Raw genomic sequence first — 13,097 nt, 5'->3', positions numbered from 1 at the left:
TCATAGTAGTAGTTCCGTCGAAACGTCACTTCTCCAAACAGCGTTTGGATCGTGGTCGGCCGTTTGTCTTTCAGCTGATACCGGCGCTTGTCCCGCGCTTCCGCCAGTTGTTGATCAATCTCCTCCAAAAGGGCCGCCAACAAGACAGCGAACACCTTTTGAAGAGTTCTGACTAATTGTTCCTCCAGCTCTTTTAATAAAGGCCATTCTGTGGTAAGATGTTTCATGGACTCTCTCCCTCCTGTTTTATGGATGTTGGTCATCACCATCATAGCAGGGAGAGAGTCCTTTTTGCACGACATTTGCTTTTTCCACCGCGCTTCGCTTGGTGGCCCCGACGAGCGTCGCGAACAAAAGTTCGCAACCCTCGTCGGGGAATCATTCCTGAATGTCACCCACAAATATTTTACTCACACTTAAGGCGATTCATCTCCCACTTACTCCGCTTCGCTTCGTTGAAGTGGGAGTCTTCTCGCCTAATTAAGTTAAATTTTGGATTTGTCAAACACCGCATGGCATCGCGTATAGTGGTTGCTTCGACTGCCCCAATCACCTCCTGGACATGACATCCATTGACGTTTGACTTGGCATCCCCCACTGCTTGTCTATGCATCGATTGTTTGTAATCGATTACATACAAATGGGCGAATCCTCCTCGTTTTCGCTTGTCTGTTCTTTTCTCGCCAAAAGCCGAAAAGCGGGCATCGTTTTCCGTTTCTCCTTTTCAATGAAGACAGCCTGTCTATCAGCATCGCGCCCTTGTCCGCTTTGTCGGCTTATTATGTAATCGATTACAAGACCATCTTACATCGCCGTAAAATCGTTCGTCAAGCCCCCAAATTCTTTTTTTGCCCTATAAACAAAGAATCCCAAGCCGTTTGGCTTGGGATATGCCTCATACCTCCACCGTCTTCCCTTCCTCGACGATATGATAAAGCAAATGGGCTAAATGGTGAATCGGGCCGTATTCCTCTTCGCCATCTTCCGCCATTTCTTCTTCGTCGGCGAATTCAAGGTCGTTTAAGTAAAGCGCCATAAATTCGTAAAAGTCTTTCAGCTCAAAGCTGTAGCACGCGCTCGGGTCTTCGCTGTCTTCTTCGTATTGAAGCATTAAATACGATACCTTGCCTTCGTTGTCCTCGGCGTCAAAAAAGACGAAATAGCCGATGTTCGTGTCAAGGTCAAACAGATGCCGCGTCCCGCCTTCGGTCGCCTTGTCAAAATCCTCTTGGCTCAACTTGCCGACGTTCATCGCTTCGACGTCGTCTTCGCGGTGAAACTGGACCGTAAATGTTTTCATCGTGATTTCCTCCTTAGAAAATGCTTAATGAATACGTTTTTGACAGCCGCTCGAGCAGTTTCACCCCGGTCAAGCTGTTCCCTTTATCATCGAGAGCCGGGCCGAAAACGCCGATGCCGCACCGCCCGGGCACGGCAGCGAGAATGCCGCCCGAGACGCCGCTTTTCGCCGGGATGCCGACTTTGATGGCAAATTCACCTGATGAGTTGTACATGCCGCACGTGACCATGAACGTTTTGCAAATGCGGGCGACATCAAGCGGCATGAGCGGCTCACTCGAATGCGGATCGCGTCCGTCAAGCGCGAGCACCAAGCCGATGCGCGCCAAGTCGATGCACGTCATCTCAATGGCGCACTGTTTCGTGTACAATTCCATCAGCTCTTCGACATCTTCATCAATGATACGATGCTGCTTGAGAAAATAGCAAAGCGAACGATTTAAAAACGCGGTTTCAAATTCGGAGCGAGCCACTTCGTCGGAGTACGAAATGCGTTCGTTGCCAGCGAGACGGCGGACGAACGCTAACAGCCGTTCCAGCCGTTCGGACACCGAGTTGCCTTGAATCATCGACGTGACGACAAGCGCGCCGGCATTAATCATCGGATTCAGCGGCTTGGCAGGCTTTTCCTCTAATTTGGCAATGGAATGAAACGGATAATCCGTCGGCTCCATGCCGACTTTATGGAACACCTCATCCTCGCCCCGGTCGATGAGCACAAGGGCGAGCGCAATAATTTTGGAAATGCTTTGCAGCGTCACTTTCACCGTCACATCCCCGGCGCTTACCACCTCGTCATCCGGCGTGTAAATGGCGATCGACAGCTCATTCGGGTTCGCCTTGCCTAAGGCGGGGATGTAGTCAGCCACTTTTCCGTAGCGGGCGTACTGCTTCGCTTCTTCGACAAAGCGGACCAGTTCTTCTTGGTTGTACACAAGCATCACCGATGGTTAGTATCGCCTATTTTTTCCGTTTCTATGCCCAAACGCTTCAAACAGCTGAGGTTTCCGACGGGGCTCACCAAGCGGACCGCCGGCAAAAAACCGCCCCACTCCTCTCAAGGCAGCAACCTGAGCCTGCTGTTTGAACAGCAGCCGTTTTTCTTATCCTTCTTCGGCAAACACGTTTTTCAATTCGATCGCAAATCCGGGAAACATGCGGACAGGAATCGTATCATCGCGGACATACATCCCTTGATGGCGGAATCTCCCTTCTTCGAGCACATAGACATCAATCGTCTCATTCACCGGATCGACAATCCAATATTCTTTCACCCCTGCCCGCTCGTAACGGTGAAATTTGACAATTTTGTCCTTGCGAACCGTCGATTTTGAAATAATCTCCACAACGAGATCCGGCACGCCAACAATTCGTTTTTCGCGAATTTTGCTTTTGTCGCAGACAACGACAAGATCCGGCTCAACCCATTCACGAATTTGTTCCGGATCATCTCTCTCCGCCAAACAAACGTCGATTGGAGCGCCAAATACGGTGCATTCTTTCCCCCGCAAATATACCGCAAATTCCACCAACAATTCACGTTGCACCGCCTGATGTTTCGGCGTCGGAGCGGGGGACATGTTGAAGACTTGGCCGTCAATGACCTCATAGCGTACATCTTCGTCGAGCATCATGTATTGCGCATAAGTGAACGGCTGCCCTTTTTCCGGCATCGGCATCAAAACAGCCTCCTTTCCCCTTTTTCTTTTAGTATACTTGAATACCACCTGGCAACCTAGCGTTTTCTTTTTCTCAACAACCCGTTGTAGGCAAGGGAGACCGGTTTCAAGTATAATGAAAAAGAAATGAAAAAGAGGTGAGGAGCATGCAAGAAGCCATCAACATGTCCCCGTCCCCGTCATGGGAACATCAAATCGTTTGCGACAATCTTGTTTCCATGATCAAAGGAAAAAGCCCATGTCAACCGATTTCAAACTTGTCCGTGAAACTCGAAAAGAACGGAAAAGTTCCATGAGCAATTTTTGCTCTCCACCCGGGCATGAAAATCCCCCTTTTCTTCCCATAATGAAGAATAGGCGCAAACAGTTCAACAGGACGTTATGCTTAATGGTGGCTTAGACCCTGTACGGAAAAGTGTTTGAATCCACTGGGTGCACCACCCATTGTCCGCCCTTTCCTGTGATAGAGGAAAGGTGACGACGAACGGAAAACTGCCGCATTTCTCCCGTGGATTCGCTGTTTGCGCACTCGATCATCGAAAAGGAGGATTTTCATCATGGATGTCATCTATCCTCGCTGCGCAGGATTGGATGTTCATGCCGAAACCATCGTCGCCTGCGCGCTATGGGAAGAAGATGGACACATTCAAAAGGACATTCAAACCTTCTCCACGTTCTCGAAAGGACTTGGCGACCTGCTCGAGTGGCTCGAAGAACATGGGGTCACCCATGTCGCCATGGAATCCACCGGCGTGTATTGGAAACCGGTCTTTGCCTTCCTCGAGGGCTATGTCGACTTGACACTGGCCAATCCGCAGCGGATCAAAAATGTCCCGGGAAGAAAAACCGATGTCTCTGACGCCGAGTGGATCGCCAAGCTGCTCCGCCATGGACTCGTTGAAAAAAGTTTCGTCCCCCCAGCGGATATTCGCGAATTGCGGGATTTTACCCGCCTCCGCAAAAAGTGGGTCGGACAGCTGACTTCGGAGAAAAACCGGATTCAAAAAGTGCTCGAGTCTTCCAATGTCAAACTCGGCTCGGTCCTCTCCGATCTCTTCGGCGTTTCCGGAAAAGACATCCTCGCCCGGCTGCTTGAGAAGGGATACGTGGACAAGGACGAGTTGGATCAATGCCTGCGCGGAAGGCTCAAAAAGAAAAAGCAAGCGGTGTACGATTCGCTGCTCGGCACCTTGACCGAACACGAGCTCCGTCTCCTTCGCCTCTTGTGGAAACACGTTGAGGAATTGGAGCGGCTCATCGAAGAAGTCGACCAACACATCGACCGCCTGCTCGAGCCGTATCGCGAGGAAGTGAACCTGTTGATGACCATGCCCGGAGTGAAAAAACAAACCGCCGCCGTCATCATAGCCGAGATGGGAACCGACATGAGCGTCTTTGAAACGCCGGAACGGGCGGCTTCATGGACTGGATTGTCCCCCGGCAACCATGAAAGCGCCGGAAAGCGAAAGAGCACGCGCACGACAAAAGGCAATCCCCATCTCCGATCGGCGTTATGCGAGGCGGCATGGTCAGCAGCTCGATCCAAGACGCATCCCTTGTCCCGAAAGTTTTGGTCGTTGGCGGCCCGGTGCGGGAAGAAAAAAGCCCTCATCGCCACAGCTCGGCGGATGTTGGTGATCATCTTTTGCATGATCTCCCGCAAAGAGCCGTTCCGCCAACCACAACTTATTTAGTCTAGCCAAAAGGCAGACAGGTTATACGAGATGCCTAAAATCGGGCACCTCTGCTTTCCTATTGCCTTTTTTGGCCATTTTCAGTATACCCTCACGGATCAGGAGCGTATACCGCACTCACCAAGTGGTGGGGATTTCCACGGAAAAGTTCCATGAGCAATTTTTGCAATTTTTGCGGGCATGAAAATCCCCCTTTTCTTCCCATAATGAAGAATAGGCGCAAACAGTTCAACAGGACGTTATGCTTAATGGTGGCTTAGACCCTGTACGGAAAAGTGTTTGAATCCACTGGGTGCACCACCCATTGTCCGCCCTTTCCTGTGATAGAGGAAAGGTGACGACGAACGGAAAACTGCCGCATTTCTCCCGTGGATTCGCTGTTTGCGCACTCGATCATCGAAAAGGAGGATTTTCATCATGGATGTCATCTATCCTCGCTGCGCAGGATTGGATGTTCATGCCGAAACCATCGTCGCCTGCGCGCTATGGGAAGAAGATGGACACATTCAAAAGGACATTCAAACCTTCTCCACGTTCTCGAAAGGACTTGGCGACCTGCTCGAGTGGCTCGAAGAACATGGGGTCACCCATGTCGCCATGGAATCCACCGGCGTGTATTGGAAACCGGTCTTTGCCTTCCTCGAGGGCTATGTCGACTTGACACTGGCCAATCCGCAGCGGATCAAAAATGTCCCGGGAAGAAAAACCGATGTCTCTGACGCCGAGTGGATCGCCAAGCTGCTCCGCCATGGACTCGTTGAAAAAAGTTTCGTCCCCCCAGCGGATATTCGCGAATTGCGGGATTTTACCCGCCTCCGCAAAAAGTGGGTCGGACAGCTGACTTCGGAGAAAAACCGGATTCAAAAAGTGCTCGAGTCTTCCAATGTCAAACTCGGCTCGGTCCTCTCCGATCTCTTCGGCGTTTCCGGAAAAGACATCCTCGCCCGGCTGCTTGAGAAGGGATACGTGGACAAGGACGAGTTGGATCAATGCCTGCGCGGAAGGCTCAAAAAGAAAAAGCAAGCGGTGTACGATTCGCTGCTCGGCACCTTGACCGAACACGAGCTCCGTCTCCTTCGCCTCTTGTGGAAACACGTTGAGGAATTGGAGCGGCTCATCGAAGAAGTCGACCAACACATCGACCGCCTGCTCGAGCCGTATCGCGAGGAAGTGAACCTGTTGATGACCATGCCCGGAGTGAAAAAACAAACCGCCGCCGTCATCATAGCCGAGATGGGAACCGACATGAGCGTCTTTGAAACGCCGGAACGGGCGGCTTCATGGACTGGATTGTCCCCCGGCAACCATGAAAGCGCCGGAAAGCGAAAGAGCACGCGCACGACAAAAGGCAATCCCCATCTCCGATCGGCGTTATGCGAGGCGGCATGGTCAGCAGCTCGATCCAAGACGCATCCCTTGTCCCGAAAGTTTTGGTCGTTGGCGGCCCGGTGCGGGAAGAAAAAAGCCCTCATCGCCACAGCTCGGCGGATGTTGGTGATCATCTTTTGCATGATCTCCCGCAAAGAGCCGTTCCGCCAACCACAACTTATTTAGTCTAGCCAAAAGGCAGACAGGTTATACGAGATGCCTAAAATCGGGCACCTCTGCTTTCCTATTGCCTTTTTTGGCCATTTTCAGTATACCCTCACGGATCAGGAGCGTATACCGCACTCACCAAGTGGTGGGGATTTTCACGGAAAAGTGATGAACGAGTTTATCCAGCCGGATGTCGCTGTCTATTGCGAACGGCCGGAAAAAATCATCGGCGGCTATAAGGGGCGGCCGCTCATCGTCATCGAAGTTGTCAGCCCGTCAACCTACAAAATCGATGTGACGCTGAAAAAAGATTTGTACTGTGCCTACGGAGTGGAAGAATACTGGATCGCCGACCCATACAACAAAACGATCCGTCAGTGCACACTCGAACATGATCGATACGCCGAGACCATCATCGCCTGCGGAGAAACGTTCGATTCTGTTATCGGAACGATTGACACCGCGCTCGTGTTCCAAGGCGTGTAGAAGACGGGGAAAACAATTCTTTTCGGCCTATCGGCGGTTTTTGTGGCGGAAGGCGAGTCGATTTTGCAAAGTTTCTCAACCTAAAAAGAGTCTCTGCTGAACAACTCGTTTCCAATCACGAGTTCTTTAGCGGGACATCTTGCATGCTTTGCCGTATAATCAATGGCGAATTCTCTGTCGCAAAAGCAGGGGCGGGTAGACAGAGGAAGATACGTTCAAAGGAGCGTGAAAACAGAAAAACACAGACTTGTCAGCAACAAGGATGCCGCTAGTCTTTCAACGGCATCCTTTTCCAACTCAACGCAAAATTCGCCATTGATTTTGTCCTACTTTTCTTGTATAATCGGAAATGTCTCACCATCCATTTCGGGATGTAGCTCAGCTTGGTAGAGCACACGCATGGGGTGCGTGGGGTCGCAGGTTCAAATCCTGTCATCCCGATCGAAGGAAACCAGCCGAAAAAACGTTCGGCTGGTTTTTTGTTTTTCTTCCCCCACGTTCCATCAGTTCCATCATTATGATGCTGTTTCCTCCTACGAAATCAGTCCAATCCGCTTCCCCGCCAAAGCGATGCAGTCAACGGCCATATCAATGTCTTCTTCCGTCATCGCGGCGGTGATGGAAAAGCGAATGCGCGCTGTCCCCTCAGGGACGGTCGGCGGCCGGATGGCGACGGCCGCGATGCCAGCTTCTTGCAGCTGCTCGCTCATGGCCACGGCTCGGTCGTTCGGACCGACGATCACGGGAACGATCGGCGTCTCGCTGCCGCCTGTGTCAAACCCAAGCCGCTTCAGCTTGGTGCGGAATCTTTCGCTTAGGGCGTGCAGCCGCTCGCGCCGCTTTGGCTCAGCTTGGACAATATGAATGGCAGCCTCATTGGCGGCAAGGACCGATGGCGGCAAGGCGGTTGTAAAAATCAAGCTGCGGGCGCTGTTGATCAAATAGTCGACCAGCCACGGCTCTCCCGTTACATACGCTCCGAAGCTGCCAAGCGCTTTGCTGAAGGTGCCGATGGCGATCACATCCTCTTCCTTCTCAAGCCCGAAATGGTGAAGCAGCCCTTCACCGTTCGGTCCGAACACGCCGCCGCTGTGCGCTTCGTCGACAATCAATATCGCGCGGTAGCGCCGCTTCAACTCGACCAGCTCCTCGAGTGGCGCCATATCGCCGTCCATGCTGAAGACGGCATCGGTGACGATCCATTTCCGCTTCGCGGGCGGAGATTGCTTCAACAATGATTCCAGCTGATCGATGTCATGATGTCGGTAGCGGAAACAGGCGGCTTTGCTCAAGCGGATGCCATCAATTAAACTCGCATGGTTCAACTTATCGCTAAAGACAAGATCATCTCGGCCAATTAAAGCTGTCAACACGCCGATGTTGGCCGTGTAGCCGCTGTTGAAAATAAGAGCCGCCTCTGCTTTTTTCCACTGTTTCAACGCGGCTTCCGCCCGCTCATAGAGCGGATGATTGCCGACGACGAGCCGCGACGCGCCCGCTCCGGCTCCATAGGCCTGCAACGCCTCACAGCCCGCCTCAATCAGCCGCCTATCATCCGCCAACCCTAAATAATTATTGGACGCTAAATTCAACATCGGCTTTCCGTTCAGGATGACCGTAGCGCCTGACGCCTCTGCCCGGCGCAGCTGGCGTTTTTGCGCTTTTTGTTCCCATTCGAGCAGTTGGGCGGTTAGTTCGGTTTTCATCCCTATCCCCCTTTTATGTAAACTGTTCATAAAAAATAGTTTACATTAAAATCCGCAAATCGGCTAGGAAAAGATGATCGGTTTTGTTAATTGATTATTTAGCACATTGTTTTGGAAATTATTCTTTCCGATCTCAGCCACATGCATAGTTCAATCGCAAACATGTCATACTATGCGTGTTATCGGCAAATAAGGAGGTGTTTCAGATGGATGTCCGTCGGGCGCAAGAAATCGCGTCGTCGCCGGTGATGGCAAACGTCACGTACAACGGCCAGCGCATTTACATTGAGCATGTCGATCAGCAAAAAGGCGTAGCAACGATTCACCCGCTTGACAACCCGAATCAAAAGCAAAGCGTGCCGGTCGCAAGCTTACAAGAGCATGCTTAACCGCAAAAAAGCGAGAGAAAGGACGCGTCCTTTCTCCCGCTTTTTGATTTAATCGGCCGTCAGCTCTTCCCGCTCTTTGTAGGCCTCTTGCACCGTTTGTTCCTTCATCGCTGCTCGGCCTGCCGTCCGTGTGTCGGCGGCGCGGGCCGGATGCCCGGCGCGTTGGTTGTCCGGTTTCCGTTTCATCGCCCTCCCCTCCTTCATCCCTAGCATGCCCCAAATGAGACGGGTTTACGATAGCGAAGGGGAAAGCGGCCCTTCTCGCCTCAAGCACGGTTTCACCTGATTTTTTCCAACAGCTCGATCCGATTGCGGAACGGATCGCGAAATGAAAAGCGCTTCACTCCTGGGATCGGTTTTTCGTCTTGCGTTGCGACGCCGTGCTCTTCCAAATAACGGCGCGCCGCTTCCACATCTTCCACTTCGAAAGCGGGGTGGCTTTTGCTGTTGTAGCCGTCGCGGTTTTCTGCTCCGATATGGAGCTCGATATCGCCGACTTTGTACCAAAGTCCACCGTTTCCTTTCAGCGATTCCGGCTTTTCGATTTCTTGAAAACCAAGCACACCGGTGTAAAAGGCGCGCGCTTCGTCTTCGGCGCCAAACGGAATGCAAATTTGCACATGGTCAAGCCGTTTTACACGAATCATCGTTTCTCTCCTCCCTGTTCGAATGCCGGTTTCATGCGGCGAATGAACGAAACAGCGGCGATCGCCCAAACAAGCAGCACCGCTTCGACCGCCCAAACGTTCGTGACCACTTTCGCTTGGTAAAGCGCCGGCATCACGTCCATCGCCGCGTGAAGCAAAATCGCGTACAGGACATAACGGAACTGCCGCTGACGCACGCCGAGCAAAACGAGGAGCGACAGCGCCACGTGCACTGTAAGCGCAAACAGCCGTTCCAAGCCGCCTAACACGTACATCGCAAACGGCGTGTGCAACACTTGCTCCTTGATCAGCTCCGCCTGCTCTGCCGGAAGCGACGGGGCGATCGTTTTGTCGAATGATCCGGATTGAATCAAGCTCGCAAGCACGATGACGTTGACCGCGCCAACCACCCCGAGCAACACCGCTTCCGTCCCGCCGTGCCCAAGCCCGAATGATAAACCATCGCCATATCCGCGATGTTGCTTTAGCAGCCAACGGAACCCGACATAGCGGCCAAGTTCTTCAAACACGCCGGCGGCGAGCGCGGCGTACAGGACAAAGAGCCAAACGCTGTCTGTTCCTTTTAACGCTGGCCGGCCCGGTTCGAGCACAGCGATGTGCAGCGCTTTTTCCAATACTTGTGAGAAAACGAGAAACACAACAGCCCCGACGCCGAGCGCTTTCCATGAAAGCCATCCTTTTTTTCTCCCGTACCATGCGAGACCAACAGGAACAAGCAGTGAAATGGCAAGCTGCACCGCCGCACCGATCATTCCCACGTCCCTCTCCCCCCTGCCGCTTATTTATGAACGGTTGCGCTGTTCTTGCTGCTCATAAAGAAACGATTGAACGATGAGATACAAATTGCCGACAACGATGATGACGAGAAACAAAACAGCCCTCATCTCTCCGCGCCAAAACGCGGTGAGCATCGACAAAATCCCCATCGCGATAAACACCTTGCCGCCAAGGCGGTGCGTTTTATGCCAAACCGTCTCACTCGCTAATGTCCACGGTGTGCGGATGCCAATGAAATAATTGTGTTTGATTTTCGGCATATAATTTCCGGTGACAAGAAACAGGCCGCCGATGCCAAGCGGCATGACCGCCCCAACATCGATGGAAAATCCAAGATTGTACGCCAACGTCACGGCATGCAGCGCCAAGAAAAAGCAGGAAAGCGCCGCGTTGACCATACGATAGCTTGTTTGAAATCGGGCGTAATTTTCTCTTTTCGGGTCGAGCTTCGGCAAGACCGCCATCAAAAACGTGAACACCGTCATGAGAACGGGCAGCAACAACGCGCCAAACCATTTGCTGCTGAAGCCGTCAGCTTCCCCTGATGCATTCCAATGGATCGCCACTTGATCCGGCAAATACGGAAGGGCGGCCAAACTCAAGAAATAAGCGAGAACCGTCAACACGATCGTCAGCCGGCTAACGTTCACCATGTCTCTCCCCCTTTTCGACAAAATCGTAAAACCAGCGCAGCAAATCTTGAAACACCGTCGTGTTCAGAGAGTAGTAGATATGCTGTCCCTCACGCCTGTCTTGCACCAAATCAGCCTGCTTGAGAATTTTCAAATGATGCGAGACGCTCGGCTTTTGCATATCGAAATGCGAAGCGATCTCCCCTGCCGTCAACTCCCCATTCCGCAACAAGGATAAAATTTTCCGCCGCGTCGGATCGGCGATCGCTTTAAACGCTTCGTTGAATGACAATAGCGATCCCACCTTGCAAACGAGTTTTCGTTGGATAAACCGCTAAAGGGGCATCTTTCGTTTATCACAGCTTCGCGTGCGGCGCATGCAACCGACTTTTCATGCCGGTCTATAGTTAGGCATTTAGAAAATTATCTAAATACAGACAAAAACATTCGATATTTAGACATCTTTCTAATTAAAGAATATTCCATTTCCATTGAATTGTCAATGTATGTTCCGACTTTTCATATCTCACATGCGATGGGCGGCTGCTCTCCCTCCATGGAAGAGAAATAGCCAAGCACAGCCCCCTCCACCACTGGCAGAGGGGGATTCCCCATTAACTTCCATTAAAACCCCGTCGGCCAAGCGGCGAGCAGCCGCTCGCTTTTTTCGCGCTTGGATGTAAGCAAATATTCAAGCGTCTGGCAAAGGAATTTCCGCGTCTTTGCTGGATGGATGACATCGTCGATCAAATGTTTGCGCGCCGCCTCATACGGCGAGCTGTCAAACGACCACTGCTTAAGCAACTCTTGACGCCGCTCATGCGGGTTGTCGGCGCGTTCAAGCTCGCGGCCGTATACAACATTCACTCCAACTTCCGGACCGGTGAAATTGATTTCCGCGCTCGGCCAAGCGACGACCACATCCGCTCCCATCCCCGGTCCGCACATATTGCCGTACGCCGCCCCGATGCTTTTGCGGATGACAACCGAAATTTTCGGGACAGTTGATAGAGCAAGCGCCTGATTCCACACCATGATTTTCGTCGCCATTTTCGCTTTTTCCGCCTCGACGCTGATGCGAAACCCCGGCGTGTCATGCAAAAAGATGAGCGGAATATGATACGAGTCGCACAAGCAAATGAATTCCGTCGCCTTTTGGCATTCCTGCGGCCCGGGCGCTCCTGCATATTGATTGGGCTGATTGGCGATGATGCCGACCACATGACCGTTCAGATGCGCCAAAGCGGCGATCAGCGCCTTGCCGAATTGTTTCTGGTACTCAAAATAGTCCCCTTCATCAACAAGGCAGGCGATGATGTTTCGCATATCATAGACGCGGCTACGTTTGTCCGGCAAAATTGAAAACACTTCCTCAACCATCCGGTATGGGTCATCGTCCGTCTTCCGCATCGGCGGCCGCTCGTTCGCGTTTTGCGGCATGTATGAAAAAAACCTTTTTAGTTGCTCGATGCATTCTGCCTCTGTCTCGCCATCGGCGTCAATTTGCCCTGTATACTGGTAATGAATGTCTACGCCCCCAAGCTCTTCTGGAGAAACGCGCTGCCCGTTTGCCAGCTCGAGCATGCGCGGCCCAGCGATCGCCATGCATGTCCCCTTCAGCTGCGTGACAAAATCGCAGCTGACCGCCGTCCATGTCGGACCGCCGTAGCTGTCCCCTAAAATCGCCGCCATCGTCGGCGCTTGCCGGTGGTGGGTGAGCAGCTCGCGCGGAAACAATTTGTCGCTGATCCCGTCCGCCCCCATTCCATCCGGCATGCGCAGCCCGCCGCCTTCATGGAGGAAAAACATCGGCAAGCCGTTTCTGACAGCCAACGCATGCATCTGCCGCGACTTGCGCAAATGAACGCTCCCCTCCGTTCCCGCGAGCACCGTTTTATCCCCGGCGATGATGACCGCCGAGCGGCCATTCACTTTGCCGATGCCGGCGACAAGCCCGTCTCCGTACGTCGTTTCTTCCAAGCCGGGCTGGTCGGATGTGTTCAGCTGTCCGAACTCGATAAACGTTTCGGCATCGACAAGCAGGTCGATCCGCTCTCTAGCCGTCAGCAGCCCTTTCGCGTGTTGCTTGGCGATCTTTTCTTCGCCGCCGCCTAGCGCGGCGCGCGCTTTTTTCGCCATCAATTCGTCTGTTAATTGCCGCAAATTCTCCATCGTGATCCCCCTTTTCCAGAAAAAGGCGGGGCGGCCCGCGCCAAAACCCCGCCGCGATG

Annotated in this window: 15 protein-coding genes and 1 tRNA gene; 5 read left to right on the top strand and 11 right to left on the bottom strand. The window is 52.6% G+C overall.

Going from position 1 to position 13,097, the window contains the following annotated elements:
- From CD000_RS18070 to CD000_RS04970, 4 genes are all read right to left on the bottom strand, one after another.
- Positions 1-227, bottom strand: a 227-nt coding sequence (locus CD000_RS18070) for a UPF0236 family transposase-like protein (RefSeq protein WP_033013094.1), incomplete at its 3' end; no start/stop codon positions are given.
- A 668-nt stretch (positions 228-895) separates the two neighbouring features.
- Entirely contained in the window at positions 896-1,300 is a 405-nt protein-coding gene (locus tag CD000_RS04980; protein WP_020279271.1) for a hypothetical protein, read from the bottom strand.
- Positions 1,301-1,313: 13 nt separating this feature from the next.
- Positions 1,314-2,240: a glutaminase A gene (gene glsA / locus CD000_RS04975; protein ID WP_096226234.1), complete on the bottom strand. Its 927-nt coding sequence runs from the start codon at positions 2,238-2,240 to the stop codon at positions 1,314-1,316.
- Positions 2,241-2,402: 162 nt separating this feature from the next.
- On the bottom strand, positions 2,403-2,978 hold the full coding sequence (locus CD000_RS04970; protein ID WP_096225018.1) for a Uma2 family endonuclease: 576 nt from the start codon (positions 2,976-2,978) through the stop codon (positions 2,403-2,405).
- A gap of 557 nt (positions 2,979-3,535) precedes the next feature.
- Here CD000_RS04970 and CD000_RS04965 point away from each other — a divergent pair.
- The 4 genes from CD000_RS04965 (at position 3,536) to CD000_RS04945 (ending at position 7,135) form a co-directional block, all read left to right on the top strand.
- Positions 3,536-4,672 (top strand): IS110-like element ISGka2 family transposase, encoded by a 1,137-nt coding sequence (locus tag CD000_RS04965; RefSeq protein ID WP_096224841.1) that lies wholly within the window; start codon positions 3,536-3,538, stop codon positions 4,670-4,672.
- Positions 4,673-5,089: 417 nt separating this feature from the next.
- Complete coding sequence (locus tag CD000_RS04960) at positions 5,090-6,226, top strand: IS110-like element ISGka2 family transposase (RefSeq protein WP_096224841.1); 1,137 nt, start codon at positions 5,090-5,092, stop codon at positions 6,224-6,226.
- A 150-nt stretch (positions 6,227-6,376) separates the two neighbouring features.
- On the top strand, positions 6,377-6,694 hold the full coding sequence (locus CD000_RS04955; RefSeq protein ID WP_233130398.1) for a Uma2 family endonuclease: 318 nt from the start codon (positions 6,377-6,379) through the stop codon (positions 6,692-6,694).
- Between the two features lie 367 nt (positions 6,695-7,061).
- Positions 7,062-7,135 (top strand) — tRNA-Pro (locus CD000_RS04945).
- A 92-nt stretch (positions 7,136-7,227) separates the two neighbouring features.
- Here CD000_RS04945 and bioF read toward each other — a convergent pair.
- Positions 7,228-8,400 (bottom strand): 8-amino-7-oxononanoate synthase, encoded by a 1,173-nt coding sequence (gene bioF, locus CD000_RS04940; protein WP_096225017.1) that lies wholly within the window; start codon positions 8,398-8,400, stop codon positions 7,228-7,230.
- Between the two features lie 206 nt (positions 8,401-8,606).
- Here bioF and CD000_RS04935 point away from each other — a divergent pair, with 206 nt between their 5' ends.
- Positions 8,607-8,789: a small acid-soluble spore protein H gene (locus tag CD000_RS04935; RefSeq protein ID WP_025948849.1), complete on the top strand. Its 183-nt coding sequence runs from the start codon at positions 8,607-8,609 to the stop codon at positions 8,787-8,789.
- A gap of 48 nt (positions 8,790-8,837) precedes the next feature.
- Here the strand turns inward: CD000_RS04935 and CD000_RS18700 are convergent, their stop codons facing one another.
- From CD000_RS18700 to CD000_RS04910, 6 genes are all read right to left on the bottom strand, one after another.
- On the bottom strand, positions 8,838-8,975 hold the full coding sequence (locus CD000_RS18700) for a hypothetical protein (RefSeq protein WP_198962486.1): 138 nt from the start codon (positions 8,973-8,975) through the stop codon (positions 8,838-8,840).
- A gap of 92 nt (positions 8,976-9,067) precedes the next feature.
- On the bottom strand, positions 9,068-9,436 hold the full coding sequence (locus CD000_RS04930; RefSeq protein WP_096225016.1) for a VOC family protein: 369 nt from the start codon (positions 9,434-9,436) through the stop codon (positions 9,068-9,070).
- The gene (locus CD000_RS04925; RefSeq protein ID WP_096225015.1) at positions 9,433-10,215 is read right to left on the bottom strand and encodes a YhfC family intramembrane metalloprotease; all 783 of its coding nucleotides are present in this window, start codon (positions 10,213-10,215) and stop codon (positions 9,433-9,435) included. The genes CD000_RS04930 and CD000_RS04925 overlap by 4 nt, the downstream gene beginning before the upstream one ends.
- 24 nt (positions 10,216-10,239) lie before the next feature.
- Positions 10,240-10,887, bottom strand: coding sequence for an SdpI family protein (locus CD000_RS04920; RefSeq protein ID WP_096225014.1), 648 nt, complete (start codon positions 10,885-10,887; stop codon positions 10,240-10,242).
- Complete coding sequence (locus CD000_RS04915; RefSeq protein WP_044743727.1) at positions 10,874-11,158, bottom strand: autorepressor SdpR family transcription factor; 285 nt, start codon at positions 11,156-11,158, stop codon at positions 10,874-10,876. The genes CD000_RS04920 and CD000_RS04915 overlap by 14 nt, the downstream gene beginning before the upstream one ends.
- Before the next feature lie 332 nt (positions 11,159-11,490).
- The gene (locus CD000_RS04910) at positions 11,491-13,038 is read right to left on the bottom strand and encodes an acyl-CoA carboxylase subunit beta (RefSeq protein ID WP_096225013.1); all 1,548 of its coding nucleotides are present in this window, start codon (positions 13,036-13,038) and stop codon (positions 11,491-11,493) included.
- Between the last annotated feature and the right edge of the window lie 59 nt (positions 13,039-13,097).

The organism is Geobacillus sp. FJAT-46040 (assembly GCF_002335725.1).
Lineage (GTDB): Bacteria > Bacillota > Bacilli > Bacillales > Anoxybacillaceae > Geobacillus > Geobacillus thermoleovorans.
This window is presented reverse-complemented; position numbering and strand designations above follow the sequence as displayed.